Genomic DNA, 18,012 nt, shown 5'->3' with positions numbered 1-18,012 from the left:
CTTCCTACCGGATCCGCCTTCCAGGCGGATCCGGATCGGCAAGCTGTCAGGACGGCACGGCGGGGCAGCTGGTGCCCCGTGGTGGGACTACCAGGTCGGTGAGGTAGCTGTCCACGGCGTCCTCCATGCACGGGCCGCTGGTCACGCTGCCGTGCCCCTGCCCCTCGTAGGTGAGGAGCACGCCGCTGCGGCCGAGCTGCCGGGCCACCGAGACCGCCCACGGGTAGCCGGTGGCGGGGTCGTGCAGCGCGTTGGACACCAGGATCGGCGGGGCACCGTGTACGTCCAGGCGCTGCTGCGGGTTGGCGGTCGGCGCGCCCAGACACGCCGCTGCCATGTGGATCGGCAGCAGATGAGGCAGGTCAGGCGCGGTCATGTTCATCATGGCGACGAGCGAGGCGTACTCCTGGTAGTCGCGCACTGGCAGGTGCCAGTCCGAGCAGAAGACCGGGGTGGCCGGATGCAGCGGCGCTATCGAGGTGGGCGACGCGGGCAGCGGCGTGCTCGCGTCCATCCCCGCGATCGCCGTGGCCAGGCCCGTGTAGTCGACCGCGTAGAACTTCCGGAACGCGATCTTGTTGACCAGGTCCGAAGACGACAGCGAGGTGCCCGGCTTCGCCGGGTCCTCCAGCTCACCGCGCCCGGCCTGGGCCAACAGGCCCTGCCAGACGGCGCGCACGTCGCGGCCGTGCAGCGCGCAGTCCGCGGCACCGTCGCACCACTTCACGAACTCCTGGAATGAATCCTCTGCCGTGGCCGCCTCGGACTGCAGGAAGTCACGGGTGGTCGGGACGCTGTGGTCCATGACGCTCTCCAGCACCATCGCGCGCACGCGGCGCGGGTAGGTCTCGGCGTACTGCGCCCCGAGCAGCGTGCCGTACGAGCTGCCGTGGAAGGTCAGTTTCCGCTCGCCGAGGGCGGCCCGGAGGGCGTCCACGTCCCGGACCGTCTGGGCGGTGTCAAGGTGGTCGAACACTGGGCCGGTACGGGCCCGGCAGTCGGCACGGAGCCGCCTGTTGTACGCCATGGTGGCGTCGAAGTCCGCCTGGCTCTTCAGCTCCGGTGACGGCCGCTCGGCAAGCAGGTCGCCGGAGCAGGTCACCGGGTTGCTGCCGCCCACGCCGCGCGGGTCGAAGCTGACGATGTCGAACCTGCGGCGGACCTCGGGGCTGAACCGGCTGATACGGCGTACCACCATCTCCACACCCGAGTCGCCCGGCCCGCCGGGGCTGAACACCATCGAGCCGACGCGTGCGCCGGGGTCGGAGGCCTTACGGCGGGCCACGGCCAGGTCGAGTCTCGGCCCGTCCGGGTGGGCCCAGTCGACCGGCACCGAAAGAGTGGCGCACTCGGCTCCCGGCTTCGCCGGGTCGTCACACGGTGCCCACCGCAGGGCCCCGGTGGCAGACGGCGACGCGTGGACCGCGGGAGCGGCGGCGAGGCCGGTGATGACGGCCATGGCGGCTCCCACGGCCCTGGCCGTGCCCCGCGCGGCGATGCGCCGCAGTGCGGATCTGCCCCTGAACGGCATGGATCCTCCTCGTGAAGAGAGCGGTTGTGTCAGGCGTGCGGACCCGGCCGGGGCACTGTCGTCACGTTAGGTGCACTGTCACCCATGTGGTGCCCCTGTCAGGGGCTTTTCCGGGTCGGGTCGGGGACCGCTCAGGGGCGATCGGGGCGCAGGGCGAAAAACGGTCGGGGTCGGCTCAGGGGAAGGGACGAGTCGCAGTCTCAATCGGCCTGTCAGCCACGACGCCGACCTCTACAAGGAGGGAAACACCGTCGAGCGGCTGATCAACAAGATCGATGTCTCTTGTCACCAGGCTGAATGGAGGTGAACCGATGGTTTCACGCGGTTGAACCTTCGCGGCTGAGGCGAAGTTGGGGCGACAACAGCGGAACCCCGTGTGGCGGCGGGACCGATCTTTTAGCTGAAGCATGTCAGTCACCCCGAGGAGTCACCTGATGTCGAGCATCACGTCCGCCGAGACATGTACCGTCCCGGCGAGCGCCAGATCCGCACCGCCCGAGGGCCACGCCCTGCGCCTCGACATCCAGGGGCTGCGCGCGGTGGCCGTCGGGCTGGTGGTGCTCTCCCACGCCGGCGTGTCCCAGGTCAGCGGCGGTTACATCGGTGTCGACGTCTTCTTCGTGATGTCCGGCTTCCTCATCACGTCGCTGCTGCTGCGCGAACTCGCCACCACCGGCCGGGTGTCGGTCCGTTCCTTCTACGCCCGCCGGGCACTGCGGCTGCTTCCCGCGTCGTCCCTGGTCATCGCCGTCACGCTGGGCGGGGCGTGGCTGTTCCTGTCGAAGGCGCGGCTCGCCGAGTACGCGGGCGACGCCCTCGCCAGCGCGCTGTACGCGGTCAACTTCCGGCTGGCGGCGGCCGGTACGGACTATCTCGCCCAGAACAGCCCGCCGTCGCCGTTCCAGCACTTCTGGTCGCTCGCCGTGGAGGAGCAGTTCTACCTGGTGTGGCCGCTGCTCCTGCTGCTCACCTGGCGGGTCGCCCGCGGCCGGCGCCGACTGGTCGCGGTGCCGCTCGGCGTACTGTGCCTGGGGTCGTTCGCGGCGGGCGTCCTCGTGACGAACTCCTCGGCGCCCTGGGCGTACTTCGGCTCCCTCACCCGGGCCTGGGAACTGGCTGTCGGCGCGCTCCTGGCGCTGGGCACCGGCCGGCTGGAACGGCTGCCCCCCGCCCTCGCGGCCCCGCTGACCTGGCTCGGCCTGGCCTGCGTCACGCTGGCAGCGGTCTGGTACGACAACGAGACGCCCTTCCCCGGCTACCACGCCCTCCTGCCGGTCGCCGGTACCGCGCTCGTCCTGGCCGGCGGCCGCGCGCCCACCCCGCACGGCGCGGGGTGGCTGCTGGGGCGGCGCCCGCTGGTGTGGCTCGGCGGACTCTCGTACGGCTGGTACCTGTGGCACTGGCCGCTGCTGGTCATAGCCCCGGCGGTGCTGGGCCGCGCCGACGGCACGGCCGACGTGCCGCTCGCGCTCGGGCTGTCCGCGTCGGCGCTGGGCCTGGCGTGGCTGACCCTGCGCCTCGTCGAGAACCCGGTCCGCTTCCACCGGGCCTTCCGCAGGCGCCCCCGCCGCGCCTTGGTTCTCGGGGCCGCGCTGTCGGCCGGCGCCTCGGCGCTGTCCCTGACGGCGACGGCGGTCCCGCCGACAATCGAGGTGGGCGACCCCGCGCCCGCGCTGGCGCAGGCCCTCTCCGACGCACCGGCCCCGCAGGCGCGTCTCACCGAACTCCTGGCGTCGTCCCCCACCGCCCTGCCGAGCAACCTCGCCCCGCCCCTGCCGAAGGTGAAGTCCTCCCGCTCCGCGGTCTACCGGGACGGCTGCCACGTCGACCACGCCGCCACCCGCACCCGGCCCTGCGTCTACGGCGACCGGACTTCCTCCCGTACGGTCGTCCTTTTCGGCGACTCCCACGCGGCCCAGTGGTTCCCGGCCCTGCAACGGCTCGCGACCACACGCGGCTGGAAGCTGGTCTCGCTGACGAAGGCCTCCTGCAAGGTCGCCGACGTGACCATCGTCAGCGGCCACAAGCCGTACACCGCATGCGACACCTGGCGCTCCAACGCCATGGCCAGGATCAAGACCCTGCGCCCCGACCTGGTCGTCGTCTCCTCCTCGGACGCCGGAGACCCGGCCCACCCCGCCGCCGACCCCCTCCATCAGTGGACCACCGGCTTCGAGAACACCTTCCGCAACCTGGGTACCTCCGGCGTCCGGGTCGCCGCCCTGCTCGACACCCCATGGCCCAAGGGCGACCCGATCGACTGCGCCGCCAGGAACTCCCTGCAACTACGCGTCTGCGCGAACCACTTGCCGGACGCGACCCGCGACGCGACCCGCGGTACCGCCCTCCGCACCGCCGCATCCACGACGGCCACCACAGTCATCGACCCCACCCCCTGGCTCTGCGCCCCCCGCACCGGCATGTGCCCCGTGGTCGTCGCCGACACCGCCGTCTACCGCGACGACAGCCACCTCTCGGAGGCGTACGCCGATGCGCTTGCCCCGGTTCTGGCGCCATCGCTGGATCGCCTCGTGGGTGCGCCATGAACACACCGGATGATCAAAGCGACGGTGACCGAGTGACGCGACGCCGGGAAGATCAGCGGCAACCTGCGACGCCCCACAGCGATACAACCGCCGCCTCCAACGCGTCTTCTGCACCTCGGCGTCGTTCAGCATCCGGCACTGCGAGGAATCCCACCGGTTCCACGACCGCAGACGCGCCGAGGGCAAGCGCCACACCCAAGCTGTACTCGCACTCGCCCGCCGCCGGGTCAACGTCCTCTGGGCCCTCCTGCGCGACGGACGCTGCTACGAGCTCGCACCGACCACCGCCCACCGCTCTCGCGGGTTGACAGAGGGCATGAGGAATCAGTCAGTCAGGAAACCGCTGCCGTGGTCCCCCGGATGACCAGCTGGGGAGCGAGGACGATCTCGCAGAACGCGGTGCGGCCCTCGTCGAGGCATTCGACGGGGGCCGTCACGGCGTGGCGGGCCTGTTCCTCGGCGTTCTGGCTGACCGTGGTGAGGTCGAAACACGCCAGCCGGGACAGCGTGTCGTCGTAGCCGGCCACGGACACGGCGCCCGGGACGGTGCCCCCGGCCCGCCGGAGAGCGGCGAGCAGGCCGATGGCCGACTGGTCGTTGTAGGCCACGACCGCGGTCGGCAGGTCGCCGCCGACGCCGCGATGCCGTTCCTGTCGCCCGGCCGGGCCGCCTCCGCGGGCCGCCCGCCGGCCGAGCTGCCGCGGTTCTCGGACAAGAAGGCGGCCTTCTCCTGGCTCGCCACGGAGTACGGAAACCTGATCGCCGCCTTCGAGACGGCGGCAGCCGTCGGAGCGGACGTACACCTGTGCGAGCTGCCGCACTTCCTGCGGGCCTACTTCGCGCGGCGCTGCGGCACGACGCATCTCAACTTCCTCTTCGCCCAGGCGCTCGCCGCCGCCGAGCGCCTGGGCGATCCGCTGCAACTGGCCGAGGCGCACAGCGACCTGGGCTTCGCGCGCTACAACGCGGGCCGGATGGCGGAGGCCGCCGCCGCGTACGAGGCGGCCGGCCTGCGGGTGTCCCAGGCGGGCGATGCGCGGGCGGAAGCCGAGCTGGCCATGCGTCGTGGCTATCTGAGCTGGGACGCGGGGCACGTCGAGGAGCCGCTCGAACTCTTCCGGCTGGCACGGAAGCTGTACGAGAAGACCGACTGCCCGACGGACGCGGCCCACGCGGCCGCGTCGGAGGCGTGGACGATGCTGCAGCTGGGACACCGTGAGGAAGCGGCGCAGCGGGCCCGGGAGGTGCTGGCCATCCCCCACGCCGACCCCGCATGGCCGCCCACTCTGACGGCCCGGATCACGCTCGGCGTGGCCATCGCCCACGAGGAACCCGACGAGGCGGCGAACCACCTGCATCAGGCGCTGGCGCTGGCCCGCGACGACGGCCACCTTCACAACCAGGCGTGGTGCCTCAACTGCCTGGGCGTCGCGCTGCGGCAGATGGGCCGCTACGAGGAGGCACTCGCCGGCCACCGCGAGGCATTCGCGCTGCTCGACGAACTGTTCGAGGAACACTGGAAGATCCATTTCCTCAACGGCTACGCCGAGACCTGCCGACTCGCGGGCCTCCCCGAGGAGGCCCTACGGCTCCACCGACAGGCGCTGGAACTGGCCTCGCCCCTGGGAAACCGCTACGAGGAAGCGCTGGCCCACCAAGGCATCGCGATCGCCGAGACGGACCCGGCTGCGGCCGCCGAGCACCACGCGGCGGGACAGGCCGCCCTACGGGAGCTCAGCCCCGGGGCTGAGAGGTTCTGACAGAAGCGGCTGACGGTGCGACAGTCACCTTGTCCGCTCGTTGGTCAACGGCTCCGTAGCCGGTGGCGCCGCGTCAGGTGCCTGGAGTCGACGGCCCAACGGCCCCTCGCCGTCGAGTGCCCGCTCACCTGCGCTCATCAGGCGCCGCGGCCTATGAGCTTTGGATCTATTGGCGGCAGTGAGGGTACGGCTGCTCTGGGGTCGACGTGCCAGGTCGCCCTGGGCTCCAGGGCCGGGGTGTCAGTGGCTCGTGACAGGGTGCGCCCATGGAGTCTTCGGGAGTGGTTGAGGCGTTGTGGGATCGGATCGAGGCGCGCGACTGGTCAGCTGTCGCCGGCTTGGTCGCAGAGGACGTCGTGGTCGAGTGGCCGGTCAGCGGGGAGCGCATCGTTGGGAGCAAGAACTTCGTCGCGGTGAACAGCGCATACCCGGGGGGTTGGTCGATTCGGGTGCTGCGCATCGTGGCTGAAGGCAGCGAGGTGGTCTCTGAGGTCGAGGTGCCTCATGACGAGTTCGGCGTGTTCCGCGTGGCCTCATTCTGGACCGTCCAGCAGGGACTGATCGTGCGCGGCCGAGAGTACTGGACGAGTGTGGGGGCTGATCCGCGCCCGGAGTGGCGGGCGGCTCTGGTTGAGCCCATGTGAGGCGGCGCTGCCGCTCGCGGCGAGGTTCCGGCAGGTGTGACGTATCAAGGGTTGTACGGGTTGGGCGAGTTGTGAGACTTACCTGGGCCCGGGCGGCCTGCTGCCATCCTGTCCTGTCCGGCATCTCCCGTGCACGCTTCGGCGAGTTGCTCGTAGAGCTCGCCCCCAAGTGGCAGGCCGCGCGAGAGTCGGCGCTGCACGAAAGGCGTGGTGGAACCCGCCGGCGGACCGCCGGAGCCGGTCCCAAGCAGCGACTGGTGTTCACCGATCGACTGCTCGTCACGCTGGCGCACCTGCGGCTGGGGCTGCCGGCCGCCGCGAGACCTTCACCGAGACCCACCTCGCTATCGCCGGGCTGGTGTCCGACCGCTCTGCCCGGCGGGCGACCCGCCGCAAGTTCAGCACCGAAGTGGCCCTCGCTCGGCGGGTCGCCTACTGATCACCCACCAGCCGCCCCGCCGGGCCAGGACGTCCGGATCTCAAACGCTCCCAAGGTCGTTACCTGCGACCTGATCCGCCGTACGCGGCACGCCGCCGCTTCGCGAGGAGATTGTCCGTCCGCAGCGGACCACAAAAGGCAAAGGCAAGGAGATTACCCACTCCTTGCCACTCACAACGTATAGCGCACCGGGGGGATTGCGGCAAGACCCGGGGCGTGCCGCAGAATCATCGGCCGAAGCGACAATCTGCGGAAATACATGAGGGTTTGTGATGATCGATGTGATCGTTGCCGGCGGTGGACCGACCGGGTTGATGCTGGCGGGCGAGCTGCGGCTGGCCGGGGTGCGGACGGTCGTGCTGGAGAAGTTGACCGAGCCGACCGGGCAGTCCCGCGGGCGCGGCCTGCACGTGCGCAGCGTCGAGGTGATGGACCAGCGCGGCCTGCTGAACCGGTTCCTCGCGGCCGGCGAACGGTTCAAGGCCGGCGGCCTCTTCGGCGTCATCACCAAGCCATGGCCGGAGCAGTTGGACACCGCACACCCGTACGGCCTCGCCATCCTGCAGTCGGTCACCGAGCGCCTGCTGACCGAGCACGCCGTCGAACTCGGTGCAGAGATCCGGCGCGGCTGCGAAGTGGTCGGGCTCAGCCAGGACGAGGACGGGGTGGCCGTCGAGCTGGCGGACGGCACGCGGCTGCGCTCGCGCTACCTCGTCGGTTGCGACGGCGGCCGCAGTACGGTGCGCAAGCTGCTCGGTGTCGGCTTTCCCGGTGAGCCCGCCACGGTCGAGACGCTGTTGGGCGATGTGGAGGTGACCGAGGATCCGGCGACGGTGGCCGCCGTGACTGCCGAAGTCCGCAAGACCCACGTACGGTTCGGCGCCGACCCCGTCGGGGACGAAGGGACGTACCGCATCATCGTGCCCGCCGACGGGGTGGCCGAGGATCGTGCGACTGCGCCGACCCTTGCGGAGTTCAAGCGGCGGCTGCGGGAGCTCACCGGCTCCGACTTCGGCGCGCACTCGCCGCGCTGGCTGTCCCGGGTCGGCGACGCCTCCCGGCAGGCCGAGCGCTACCGCGTCGGCCGGGTGCTGCTGGCCGGTGACGCGGCGCACATCCACCCGCCCGCCGGCGGGCAGGGCCTCAACCTCGGTGTGCAGGACGTGTTCAACCTCGGCTGGAAGCTGGCCGCCGAGGTCAACGGCTGGGCGCCGGAGGGCCTGTTGGACAGCTACCACGCGGAACGGCACCCGGTGGGCGCCCGCGTGGTGGCCAACGCCCGTGCGCTGGGCGTGCTGCTGGAGGCCGGTCCGCGTGCAGAGGCGTTGCGGGAGTTGTTCTCGGAGCTGTTGGACTTCGAGGAGGTGAACCGGTACGTGACCGGGATGATCACCGCGGTCGAGGTGCGCTACGACTTCGGCGAGGGCCACGAACTGCTCGGCCGGCGGCTGCGGGACGTGCAGTTGAAGCGGGGTCGCCTCTACGAGCTGATGCACGGCGGCCGCGGGCTGCTGCTCGACCAGACCGGCCGGCTCTCGGTGGAGGGCTGGGCGGACCGGGTCGATCACGTCGTCGACGTCAGCGAGGAACTGGACGTGCCCGCGGCACTGCTGCGGCCGGACGGCCACGTGGCGTGGGTCGGTGAGGATCAGCGGGATCTGCTCAGCCGACTGCCACGGTGGTTCGGAGCTGCCGCCGGCTGAGCGCGAGCAGTCGGCGCCACGACACCGAGCGCTCCTTCTTGTCCTTGCTGGGCGAGTCCGGCGTCGAGCTGGTGCCGGCGATGCGGCGGCTGGACCGGCGGAAGGTGATCGCCGCCCGTCCCACCGATGCTCTGATGTCACAGACGGCGGGGCTGTCTCGTCTCAGGTCTCGAAGACGAACTTCGGGAGCAGGAAGGTGACAGCCATGCGGGTGTTCGTGGCGGGCGGGACCGGGGTCCTGGGGCGGCGGCCGGTGCCACAGCTGGTGACGCGGGGGCACCAGGTGACGGCGACGCCGACGAGCGCGGCCAAGAAGGGGCTGGGGGAACAGCTGGGTGCCGAGGCGGTGGTGATGGCGGGCGCGGGGACGAAGCGGCTGATGCGGGCCCCCGCGTGGCCGGCCCGGCTGCCGGCCAGGGAGGGGGTGGTGACGATGATGACCGAAGGGGGCGGCTTCTCCGACACCAAGGTCAGGAGGGAGCCGGGCCGGGAGTTGCGTCGCCCGTCGTGGCGGCAGGGCTTCGAGAAGGGGCCGGCGTGACCCGGGTCGAGGAGTTCGAGGATCTGCGGCCGCTGCTGTTCTCGATCGCCTACCGGATCCTGGGCAGTGTGAGTGAGGCGGAGGACGCGGTCCAGGAGACCTGGCTGCGCTACGAGCTCTCACCGGCACAACCCGCGTCGGCCAAGGCGTTCCTCTCGGCCGTGGTCACCCGGATCTCCATCGACGCGTTGCGCTCGGCCCGGGTCCGGCGGGAGGCGTACGTCGGGCCGTGGTTCCCCGAGCCACTGCTCACCGACCCCTACGAGGACCCGGAGCAGTCGGCGGAGCTTGCCGACTCGCTGTCGATGGCATCCCTGTTGCTGCTGCAGCGGCTCTCCCCGCTGGAGCGTGCGGTCTTCGTGCTGCGGGAGGTGTTCGCCTTCGGCTTCCCGGAGATCGCCTCGGCACTGGGCACGTCGGAGGCGGCATGCCGTCAGCTCGCTGTGCGGGCGCGCCGCCACATGCAAGCGGGCCGGCCCCGGTTCGAGGCCGACCGGAGGGAGCGCGAGGAGCTCGCCGGGCGGTTCTTCGACGCCTTGCGGGAGGGGCACGTCGACGGGCTGCGGGAGTTGCTCGCCGCCGACGTGTCGTTGGTCGCGGACGGCGGCGGCAAGGCCCCGCAGTGGGCCGGGGGCTTCTACGGCGCCGGCCCTGTGTGCCAGGTGCTCGCCGCCCTCCTCCCGCCGTTCATCCGGATCGGCGGCAGCATGGAGCCACGCCAGGTGAACGGCCAGCCGGGCGCGATCTTCCGCGACCGGGACGGCAAGGTCCTCAACACCTGGACACTCGACATCCTCGACGGACGAATCCAGGCGATCCGCACGGTGAGCAACCCCGACAAGCTCATGCACAGTGCGCCGCCGGACGGCGGGCGTACTGCGAGCGTCAAACGCGGTTCCACGTGGCTGAGCTCGGCGGATCGCTGATCGAGACGCCGAAAGCGTTCACGTCCGGCGAGGGCGACATCGCCGAGCAGTCCGCAGCCGGCTGTCAGGCCATCGTCGACGGCCGGTCGCGGGCACGGGGCCTCCTGGCCGACCATCGCGAGGCGCCACCCGACACCGACATGCCCGACGAATGCGTGCTGCACGACCCGCCGTGCGCGCCTGGCTGGTCGCCGATCGAGCGGCTCACCCCAGAGTCTTTCTGCGCCAAAGTGCGCGCACGGCTAGGTTGTGCCGCATGAGCAACCTTGACCGCGCGCCCGTACCGAGCGTGTGCGGCGGGCGCGGATTCGTCGTCGCCGAACCCGTCCGCGAACTCCTGAGCCCCCGAAACGTGAAGCTCGGCGAGGCAACCGAGGTACGCCGGCTACTGCCGAACCTCGGCCGACGCATGATCGCCGCATGGGCATTTGTCGACCACTACGGCCCGGATGACATCGCCGACGAGCCCGGCATGCAGGTGCCACCGCACCCGCACATGGGCCTGCAGACGGTCAGTTGGTTGCACGAGGGCGAGGTGCTGCACCGCGACTCGACCGGCAGCCTGCAGACCATCAGACCGAAAGAGCTCGGGCTCATGACGTCGGGCCGGGCGATCAGCCACTCGGAGGAGAGTCCGAAGTCGCACGCCCGTTTCCTGCACGGCGCGCAGTTGTGGGTCGCGCTGCCGGACGCGCACCGGCACACCGACGCGAGGTTCGAGCATCACGCCGAGCTGCCGACGGTCTCGGCGCCAGGCCTGGCCGCGACCGTGATTCTCGGCGAGCTCGACGGCGCGACGTCGCCGGGCACGACATACACGCCGATCGTCGGCGCCGATCTCGCGCTCGCCCGCGGCGCCGATGTCCGGCTGCCACTCGTGCCCGACTTCGAGTACGGCGTGTTGTCCATGTCCGGCGAGGTGCACGTCGACGGTGTGCCCCTGCTGCCCGGCTCCATGCTGTACCTCGGCTGTGGTCGCACCGAGCTGGCGCTGCGGGCCGAGTCGGACGCCGGCCTCATGCTGCTCGGGGGCGAGCCGTTCGAGGAAGAGCTCATCATGTGGTGGAACTTCGTCGGCCGGACGCAGGCGGAGATCGAGCAGGCCCGCGAGGACTGGATGACGGGCGCCCGCTTCGGCGAGGTGCGGGGGTACGACGGCAGCCCCCTCACCGCCCCCACGCTGCCGACGACCCCACTCAAGCCGCGCGGCCGCGTGCGCTAGCCGGACCGTTCGAACGCCCCCATCCGCGTTACTGCTGGGGGCGTTCCCATGCGGTGTGTGCTGCGGAGCAAGGATCGACGAAGCACCGGGCGCCGACCATGTGACGGCCCAGGCTGGGCAGCAGACGGGCCGCCGCACACGGCGGGAACCGCCTCGCGAACAAGATTGCTCATGCCGCCCGACCCAGTCCTGTGGGAGCCGTCGCGTCAGCGCTCCTCGACCGGCTCCAAGAGGCCCGCACCGACCCCACCATGTAGTGGAATATTGAACCAACCTACTCCGTTGTCGGCCTCGAAGGAGGTCAGAGTGGACATCACGTACTACGACCACGGAACGCAGGCGGAGCGCTGGGAGCGCGCGCGGATGTTCTTCGACGCCAAGGACTACGCCGCCGCGGCCCGCGTTTTGGGCGGGCTGGTCGAGGAGGCGCCGGAGCAGACCGGACCGCGGCTGCTGCTGGCGCGCGCCTACTACCACTCGGCCCAACTGCGCCGCGCTGAGGCCGAGTTGCGCGTCATCGTCGAGCGCGACCCGGTGGAGCACTACGCACGGCTGATGCTGGGCCGCACCCTCGAACGCCAGGGGCGCCACAAGGAGGCCGGGCCGCACCTGCGCCTCGCCTCGGCCCTCGCGGGTGACTTCAGCGGACTCTGACCCGGACGACCGTGCCGTTCACGCGCGCCGGGCCCGGCTCCCCCACGGAGTCGGGCCCGGCGCGCGGTGGTGACGTGCCGCTACGTCGCCTTCCCGTACGTCCGCTGCCCCCGCCGGTACGCGATCTCTCCGAGGGCCACGTCCACCACGACGAACGCCACCAGGGGAATGCCCAGCAGCGGCACGAAGTAGCCCACGACGGCGACGGCGGCCGCCAGCGGAACGAGGATCTGCGGGGGCACCTGCTGCCAGGCGCCGCGCGGGATCGGGCGGCCGAAGGCGGAACCGCGGCCGCGCTGCCACCACATGCGGTAGCCCCACACGATCAGCAGGATCAGCGAGAGCGCCAGCAGCATCAGGGCGATCTGGTTGACCAGGCCGAAGAGGACGCCGGTGTGCAGGTCGATGCCGTAGCGGGTCAGCTTCGCCAGGAGCGGGTAGTCGGCGAACCGCAGGACGTCGGTGACCTCACCGGTGGCCGGGTCGATCGCGACCGAGTCCTGCTTCTCGGGCCAGCTGCGCTGCACCTGCTTGACGACGTACGCCGAGGAGGCGTCGGCGGGCGGGACGATCTCGACCGGGTCGCCGAGCCCCTCCGCGCGCGCGGCCGCCAGCACCTTGTCCAGGCCGACGCCGTGCCCCGCGTCCCCGCCGGAGCCGGCCGCCGCGCCGTGGCCCGAGTGGTCGCCGCCCGCGGTCGCCGACACGGACGGGGTGGAGTGGCCGAGCGAGGTGCGCAGCTCGTCGATGTTGGCGCCGGCGTACGTCGACCAGGTCAGGCCGGTCGCCGAGAGGAAGAGGAACCCGACGGCGGCCCACACGCCGACGCTGCCGTGCAGGCCCAGGGTGCGGCGCCGCCCGCTCGTCCCCCGCACCTTGCGCTGGGCGCGGCGCCGGGAGAACCACAGCACCAGGCCGCCGCCCGCGATCACCCACAGCCAGCTCGCGGCGAACTCGCTGTAGAGACGGCCGCTCTCGCCGAGGTGCAGATCGCGGTGGAGCTCGTCGATCCAGGTGCGCAACGGCAGCGCACCGGTGGCGCCGTACTGTTCGAGGGCGCCGCGCACCTCGCCGGTGTACGGGTCGACGAACACGGCGAGGGTGTGGTCGGGGGCGACGCCCGGGGCCCCGGACAGCAGCACTCTGGTGGTCGCGTCCGCCTCCGGGGAGGGGCGTACGGCCGAGACCGTGCCCTCGGGGTGGGCCTTGCGGGCGGCGGCCACCTGCTCCGAGATGGGCAGCTTCGTCTCGCCCACGGAAACGGTCATCTCGTGGGTGTACACGAGCTTCTCGGCCTGGGAGGCGCCGGCGTAGAGGAATCCGGTGACGGCGGCGACGAGCAGGAAGGGCGCCACGAACACGCCGGCGTAGAAGTGCAGTCGCAGGATCAGCGGGCGCAGCGGGGCCCATCTGCCGGGGGTAGGCGCGGCAGCGCTCGGCTGCGGAGCCTCGTCCGATGGGGGTCCCCCCGCTGGAGCGGAGCCGGAAGTGGGGGAGGGCGAGGAAGCGGTGGTCATCGGCGGGATTCTCCGGGGTCCGGGGCCTGTCTCAGCCCGTGTCGCTCCAGTAGTCGGGGCGCGGGGCGGCCGAGTTCCCGGCGAATTCAGTGGCCTGCGTCACACCAAGGCGCTCCGGTCGTCTTGGGTGCCGTGGCATGCTGGCGCGATGGCTTCTCCCCCTGACCGCGCGCCCCTTGCCGAGCGGGTCGAGGAACTCCTCGCCACCGACGGCCCGTTGCCCATCGTCGCGGCCGGCGACCCGGTGCTGCGGCGTGGCACCGAGCGCTTCGACGGCCAGCTGGACCCCGCGCTCCTCGCCCGTTTCGTCGAGGCCCTGCGCCTCACGATGCACGCGGCGCCGGGCGTCGGCCTCGCCGCGCCGCAGGTCGGCGTGGAGCTGCGGATCGCGGTCATCGAGGACCCGGCGCCGGTTCCGGAGGAGATCGCGGTGGCCCGGGGCCGGGTGCCGCAACCGTTCCGGGTGCTGGTCAATGCGGCCTACGAGCCCGTCGGCACCGCCCGTGCCGCGTTCTTCGAGGGCTGCCTGAGCGTGCCGGGCTACCAGGCGGTGGTGGCCCGGCACGCCGAGGTGCGGCTGACCGGCGAGGACGAGCACGGGCGCCCGCTGGACGAGGTGTTCACGGGCTGGCCCGCACGGATCGTGCAGCACGAGACGGACCACCTCGACGGCGTCCTCTACCTGGACCGAGCCGAGCTGCGCTCCCTCTCCTCGCACCAGGCGGCGGCGGAGTACTGGACGCAGACGACAGCGGAACGGGCAGCGGCGGCCCTGGGGTTCACGCTGCCGGAGTGAGGGCCTGCCAGGGGTGTCGTTTGGATCAGCCCGGATCACCCTGGATCAGGCCGCGGCGCGTGGTGCGGTGCATCGCAAGGCGGAGCATGACTCGCGTACCGTCCAAACGACACCCCCTGGGCCTCCGCGGGCCCGATCCGCCCGTGCGAGCCGGCGCCGCGGGCCGAGGCGGACGGCGAAACCGCCGATCACGCCCGGCGTCGGCAGGACCGACCTCGCGGGGCGTGAGCTGGGACAGGGGGCGCGGACCGCCGGGGCCGTGCCGCACCGCCCCGGGCAAACCGGGCCGCCCTCGCCCCGCTCGTCGGCCGCCCGGCCTCACCCCCGGTAAGCCTCCAGCAACCGCAGCCACACCTCGCTGACCGTCGGGTACGACGGCACCGCGTGCCACAGCCTGCTGATCGGTACCTGGCCGGCGACGGCGATCGTCGCCGAGTGGATGAGCTCGCCCACGCCGGGTCCGACGAAGGTGACGCCGCGCAGGATCTCCGCCTCCAGGTCGACGACCATGCGGGCCCGCCCGCGGTAGCCGTCGGCGTAGAGGCCGGCGCCGGCCACGGAGGAGAGGTCGACGTCCACGGCGCGGACCCGGTGGCCGGCCTGCTCGGCCTCCGCGAGGGAGAGGCCCACGGCAGCTGCTTCCGGGTCGGTGAAGACGACCTGCGGGACGGCGGCGTGGTCGGCGGTCGCGGCGTGGGCGCCCCACGGCTCCGACTCGGGGATCGGCGCACCGGAGGCGCGGGCGGCGATGGCGGCGCCGGCGATGCGGGCCTGGTACTTGCCCTGGTGGGTGAGCAGCGCCCGGTGGTTGACGTCGCCGACCGCGTAGAGCCAGTCGGTGCCGGTCACCCGCAGGCTGTCGTCGACCGAGAGCCAGCTGCCCGGCTCCAGGCCGACCGTGTCCAGGCCGATGTCGTCGGTGCGCGGGGCGCGGCCGGTGGCGAACAGGATCTCGTCGGTCTCGATGCGGTCGCCGCCGTCGGTGACGACCACGACGCCGCCGTTCTCGCGGGCCACCGACTCCACCGACGTACCGGTACGGACGTCCGCACCGGCCTCGGTGAGGGCCTCGGCGACCAGTTCGCCGGCGAAGGGCTCCATGCGGTTCAGCAGGCCCTTGCCGCGGACGAGGACGGTGACCTTCGAGCCGAGGGCCTGCCAGACGGTGGCCATCTCGGTGGCCACCACTCCCCCGCCGACCACCACCAGGCGGCCGGGGACGGTCTGCGCGCTCGTCGCCTCCCGGCTGGTCCAGGGCTTGATGTCGGCGAGGCCCGGCAGGTCGGGCAGCTGGGCGCGGCTGCCGGTGCAGACCGCGACGGCGTGCCGGGCGGTGAGGACGCGCCGCTCGCCGTCGGGGCCGGTGACCGTCACCGTGCGCTCTCCGGTGAGGCGGCCTCGGCCGCGGTGGAGGTCGGCGCCGACGCTCTCCAGCCACTGGGCCTGGCCGTCGTCCTTCCAGTCGGAGGTGTAGTAGTTGCGGTGTGCGAGGACCGCGGCCGCGTCGAGGGGGCCCTGCACGGACTGGCTGAGGCCGGGTACGCGGCGGGCGTCCGCGCGGGCGATGACCGGGCGCAGCAGGGCCTTGCTGGGCATGCAGGCCCAGTACGAACACTCGCCGCCGACGAGCTCGTTCTCCACGACCGCGGTGGTGAGGCCGGCCGCGCGGGCGCGGTCGGCGACGTTCTCCCCCACGGGCCCGGCCCCGAGCACCACGACGTCGTACGCGATGGTTTCCGTTTCCGTCATGGGGTCAGTCTGGTGGGTGGTGTGCGACGTGGCCACACGGGTATGCGCGCCGGACACCATGCGGAATAGGTGGTCGTCCGGCCGTGTTGTGCCGACGGCTTCGCCCCCGACACCAGGAAGAGGGATTCACGCCATGAGCAGCACCGTGGAGCTCACCAAGGAGAACTTCGACCAGATGGTCACGGACAACGAGTTCGTCCTGATCGACTTCTGGGCGTCCTGGTGCGGGCCGTGTCGTCAGTTCGCGCCGGTCTACGACAAGGCGGCCGAGGAGAACCCCGACCTGGTGTTCGGCAAGGTGGACACCGAGGCGCAGCCGGAGCTGGCCGCGGCCTTCGGGATCCAGTCGATTCCGACGCTGATGATCGTCCGTGACCAGGTTGCCGTGTTCGCGCAGCCGGGCGCCCTGCCCGAGGCCGCACTGACGGACGTCATCGGGCAGGCCCGCAAGCTCGACATGGACGAGGTCCGCAAGTCGGTCGCCGAGCAGCAGGCCAACGCCCAGGCCGAGTAATCCCCGGCCCGGGCGCCCGGGTCCTAGAACGGGTACGGCGCCACGTCCCCCCGCACCGTCGTCCAGCGCACCTCCGTGAAGGCTTCCAGGTTGGCCTCGCCGCCGAAGCGGGCGCCGGTGCCGGAGGCGGCGATGCCGCCGAAGGGTGCCACGGCCTCGTCGTTCACGGTCTGGTCGTTGATGTGGACGATGCCGGTGGGGATGCGCTCGGCGAGGTCGAGTCCGCGTGCGGTGTCGCGGGTGACGATGCCCAGGGAGAGGCCGTACGGGCTCTGCGCGGCCAGGGCCGCCGCCTCGTCGGCGGTGTCGAAGGGCCGTACGGGCGCGACCGGTCCGAACACCTCCTCGGCGTAGGCGGGGGTGTGGTCGTCGACGCCCGCCAGGACGGTCGGCCGGTAGAAGAGCTGGTCGTGGGTGCCGCCCGCGGCCAGTTTGGCGCCCCCGCCGGTGCTTGCCTCGACGAGTGCGTGCACCTTGGCGAGCTGGGTGCCGTCGATGAGGGGGCCGAGGTGGACCTGCGCACGGTGCGGGTCGCCGACGGCGAGGGAGTCGGCCTTGGCGGCGAGCCGCTCGACGTACTCCTCGTAGAGGGACCGGTGCACGAGGTGGCGGCCGGTCGTCATGCAGATCTGGCCCTGGTGGAAGAACGAGCCCCAGGCGGCCGTGGAGATCACGGCGTCGAGGTCGGCGTCCTCCAGGACGACCAGGGCGGAGTTGCCGCCGAGTTCGAGGTGGGCGCGCTTGAGGTGGCGGCCCGCCGCCTCGCCGACGGCGCGTCCGGCCGCGGTGGAGCCGGTGAAGGAGATCACCGGTACCTGCGGGTCCGCGACCAGTGCCTGACCCACGTCGGGGCCGCCGGGCAGGACGTGCAGCAGCCCCTCGGGCAGGCCCGCCTCGGCGAAGACCGCCGCGAGGGAGAGCCCACCGCATACCGCGGTGCGCGGGTCCGGCTTCAGCACGACCGCGTTGCCCAGCGCGAGGGCGGGGGCGACGGAGCGGATGGAGAGGATCAGCGGGGCGTTGAACGGCGCGATCACGCCCGTGACGCCCACCGGGACGCGCCGGGTGTACGACAGACGCGGGGCCTCGCTGGGCAGCACCTGTCCGGCCGGGTGGGAGGCGAGGGCGGCGGCCTCGTAGCACTCCTGGGCGGCGACGTGCAGTTCGAAGTCCGCCTTGCCGGGTATCGAACCGGACTCCCGCACGAGCCATTCGCGCAGTTCCTCGGCGTGCGCCGCGAACAGGTCGCCGGCCTTGCGCAGCACCCCGGCGCGGACGAAGTGGGGGACGCGGGCCCATTCGGTCTGGGCGGCACGGGCGGCCTCGACGGCCGGGCGGACGTCCTCGGCGGCGGCGAGGGTGACCGCGGCGAGCCGGTCGCCGGTGGCGGGCTCGGTGACGGCGTACTCGGGTCCTGACAGGGGGTCGGACTGCCAGGACGTGGGGTCGAGCAACGGCATGACGGCTCTC

General features: G+C 72.1%; 16 protein-coding genes and 1 pseudogene. 12 read left to right on the top strand and 5 right to left on the bottom strand.

The genetic code is table 11. The annotated features are described in order from the left end of the window. Positions 1–46 precede the first annotated feature (46 nt). Entirely contained in the window at positions 47–1,531 is a 1,485-nt protein-coding gene (locus tag ACFYWX_RS34820) for an alpha/beta hydrolase (protein ID WP_389428826.1), read from the bottom strand. Positions 1,532–1,965: 434 nt separating this feature from the next. On the opposite strand from ACFYWX_RS34820, the gene ACFYWX_RS34815 reads away from it, so the two are divergent. Both ACFYWX_RS34815 and ACFYWX_RS34810 read left to right on the top strand, forming a co-directional pair. Then, positions 1,966–4,077 (top strand): acyltransferase family protein, encoded by a 2,112-nt coding sequence (locus ACFYWX_RS34815; RefSeq protein ID WP_389428825.1) that lies wholly within the window; start codon positions 1,966–1,968, stop codon positions 4,075–4,077. Between the two features lie 36 nt (positions 4,078–4,113). Next, positions 4,114–4,366, top strand: a pseudogene (locus ACFYWX_RS34810) (IS110 family transposase); the annotation flags it as partial. A gap of 43 nt (positions 4,367–4,409) precedes the next feature. Here ACFYWX_RS34810 and ACFYWX_RS34805 read toward each other — a convergent pair. Next, entirely contained in the window at positions 4,410–4,685 is a 276-nt protein-coding gene (locus ACFYWX_RS34805) for a substrate-binding domain-containing protein (RefSeq protein ID WP_389428824.1), read from the bottom strand. A 33-nt stretch (positions 4,686–4,718) separates the two neighbouring features. Here ACFYWX_RS34805 and ACFYWX_RS34800 point away from each other — a divergent pair, with 33 nt between their 5' ends. The 8 genes from ACFYWX_RS34800 to ACFYWX_RS34765 all read left to right on the top strand — a co-directional run bounded on the left by ACFYWX_RS34800 (position 4,719) and on the right by ACFYWX_RS34765 (position 11,966). Further along, entirely contained in the window at positions 4,719–5,837 is a 1,119-nt protein-coding gene (locus ACFYWX_RS34800) for a tetratricopeptide repeat protein (protein ID WP_389428823.1), read from the top strand. Between the two features lie 266 nt (positions 5,838–6,103). Then, positions 6,104–6,481, top strand: coding sequence for a nuclear transport factor 2 family protein (locus tag ACFYWX_RS34795; protein WP_389428822.1), 378 nt, complete (start codon positions 6,104–6,106; stop codon positions 6,479–6,481). Between the two features lie 711 nt (positions 6,482–7,192). Next, positions 7,193–8,623, top strand: a complete 1,431-nt coding sequence (gene rox, locus ACFYWX_RS34790; RefSeq protein ID WP_389428821.1) for a rifampin monooxygenase — start codon at positions 7,193–7,195, stop codon at positions 8,621–8,623. 205 nt (positions 8,624–8,828) lie between these two features. Beyond that, complete coding sequence (locus ACFYWX_RS34785) at positions 8,829–9,164, top strand: hypothetical protein (protein ID WP_389428820.1); 336 nt, start codon at positions 8,829–8,831, stop codon at positions 9,162–9,164. After that, a complete protein-coding gene (locus tag ACFYWX_RS34780) occupies positions 9,161–10,090 on the top strand; it encodes an RNA polymerase sigma-70 factor (RefSeq protein ID WP_389428819.1) in 930 nt (309 codons plus the stop codon). The genes ACFYWX_RS34785 and ACFYWX_RS34780 overlap by 4 nt, the downstream gene beginning before the upstream one ends. Continuing rightward, positions 10,066–10,350 carry a hypothetical protein gene (locus ACFYWX_RS34775; RefSeq protein WP_389428818.1) on the top strand — a complete coding sequence of 95 codons (285 nt, stop codon included), beginning with the start codon at positions 10,066–10,068 and terminating at the stop codon, positions 10,348–10,350. The genes ACFYWX_RS34780 and ACFYWX_RS34775 overlap by 25 nt, the downstream gene beginning before the upstream one ends. Continuing rightward, entirely contained in the window at positions 10,347–11,312 is a 966-nt protein-coding gene (locus ACFYWX_RS34770) for a pirin family protein (RefSeq protein WP_389428817.1), read from the top strand. Before ACFYWX_RS34775 ends, ACFYWX_RS34770 begins: the two co-directional genes overlap by 4 nt. Before the next feature lie 306 nt (positions 11,313–11,618). Then, positions 11,619–11,966 carry a tetratricopeptide repeat protein gene (locus tag ACFYWX_RS34765; RefSeq protein ID WP_389428816.1) on the top strand — a complete coding sequence of 116 codons (348 nt, stop codon included), beginning with the start codon at positions 11,619–11,621 and terminating at the stop codon, positions 11,964–11,966. Positions 11,967–12,046: 80 nt separating this feature from the next. On the opposite strand, the gene ACFYWX_RS34760 is transcribed toward ACFYWX_RS34765, so the two are convergent. Next, on the bottom strand, positions 12,047–13,483 hold the full coding sequence (locus ACFYWX_RS34760; RefSeq protein ID WP_389428815.1) for a PepSY-associated TM helix domain-containing protein: 1,437 nt from the start codon (positions 13,481–13,483) through the stop codon (positions 12,047–12,049). Between the two features lie 148 nt (positions 13,484–13,631). On the opposite strand from ACFYWX_RS34760, the gene ACFYWX_RS34755 reads away from it, so the two are divergent. Continuing rightward, positions 13,632–14,279, top strand: a complete 648-nt coding sequence (locus ACFYWX_RS34755) for a peptide deformylase (RefSeq protein WP_389428814.1) — start codon at positions 13,632–13,634, stop codon at positions 14,277–14,279. Between the two features lie 318 nt (positions 14,280–14,597). Here ACFYWX_RS34755 and ACFYWX_RS34750 read toward each other — a convergent pair whose 3' ends face one another. Beyond that, positions 14,598–16,028: a dihydrolipoyl dehydrogenase family protein gene (locus ACFYWX_RS34750; protein ID WP_389428813.1), complete on the bottom strand. Its 1,431-nt coding sequence runs from the start codon at positions 16,026–16,028 to the stop codon at positions 14,598–14,600. 133 nt (positions 16,029–16,161) lie between these two features. Here ACFYWX_RS34750 and trxA point away from each other — a divergent pair, with 133 nt between their 5' ends. Beyond that, positions 16,162–16,542 (top strand): thioredoxin, encoded by a 381-nt coding sequence (trxA, locus tag ACFYWX_RS34745; protein WP_389428812.1) that lies wholly within the window; start codon positions 16,162–16,164, stop codon positions 16,540–16,542. 23 nt (positions 16,543–16,565) lie between these two features. On the opposite strand, the gene ACFYWX_RS34740 is transcribed toward trxA, so the two are convergent. Continuing rightward, entirely contained in the window at positions 16,566–18,002 is a 1,437-nt protein-coding gene (locus ACFYWX_RS34740; protein WP_389428811.1) for a benzaldehyde dehydrogenase, read from the bottom strand. Positions 18,003–18,012: the final 10 nt, after the last annotated feature.

Origin of the sequence: Streptomyces sp. NPDC002888 (assembly GCF_042888465.1) — a bacterium.
Lineage (GTDB): Bacteria > Actinomycetota > Actinomycetes > Streptomycetales > Streptomycetaceae > Streptomyces.
The sequence above is the reverse complement of the archived record's forward strand: the minus strand, read 5'-3'. Positions and strand labels throughout refer to the sequence as shown.

What these genes read in the sequence shown, in the direction of transcription:
- ACFYWX_RS34785 (WP_389428820.1), top strand. Translation starts at nt 8,829, where the DNA reads ATGCGGGTGTTCGTGGCGGGCGGGACCGGGGTCCTGGGGCGGCGGCCG.
- ACFYWX_RS34820 (WP_389428826.1), bottom strand. Translation starts at nt 1,531, where the DNA reads ATGCCGTTCAGGGGCAGATCCGCACTGCGGCGCATCGCCGCGCGGGGC.
- ACFYWX_RS34795 (WP_389428822.1), top strand. Translation starts at nt 6,104, where the DNA reads ATGGAGTCTTCGGGAGTGGTTGAGGCGTTGTGGGATCGGATCGAGGCG.
- ACFYWX_RS34750 (WP_389428813.1), bottom strand. Translation starts at nt 16,028, where the DNA reads ATGACGGAAACGGAAACCATCGCGTACGACGTCGTGGTGCTCGGGGCC.
- ACFYWX_RS34770 (WP_389428817.1), top strand. Translation starts at nt 10,347, where the DNA reads ATGAGCAACCTTGACCGCGCGCCCGTACCGAGCGTGTGCGGCGGGCGC.
- ACFYWX_RS34740 (WP_389428811.1), bottom strand. Translation starts at nt 18,002, where the DNA reads ATGCCGTTGCTCGACCCCACGTCCTGGCAGTCCGACCCCCTGTCAGGA.
- ACFYWX_RS34815 (WP_389428825.1), top strand. Translation starts at nt 1,966, where the DNA reads ATGTCGAGCATCACGTCCGCCGAGACATGTACCGTCCCGGCGAGCGCC.
- ACFYWX_RS34760 (WP_389428815.1), bottom strand. Translation starts at nt 13,483, where the DNA reads ATGACCACCGCTTCCTCGCCCTCCCCCACTTCCGGCTCCGCTCCAGCG.
- ACFYWX_RS34755 (WP_389428814.1), top strand. Translation starts at nt 13,632, where the DNA reads ATGGCTTCTCCCCCTGACCGCGCGCCCCTTGCCGAGCGGGTCGAGGAA.
- ACFYWX_RS34800 (WP_389428823.1), top strand. Translation starts at nt 4,719, where the DNA reads ATGCCGTTCCTGTCGCCCGGCCGGGCCGCCTCCGCGGGCCGCCCGCCG.
- rox (WP_389428821.1), top strand. Translation starts at nt 7,193, where the DNA reads ATGATCGATGTGATCGTTGCCGGCGGTGGACCGACCGGGTTGATGCTG.
- trxA (WP_389428812.1), top strand. Translation starts at nt 16,162, where the DNA reads ATGAGCAGCACCGTGGAGCTCACCAAGGAGAACTTCGACCAGATGGTC.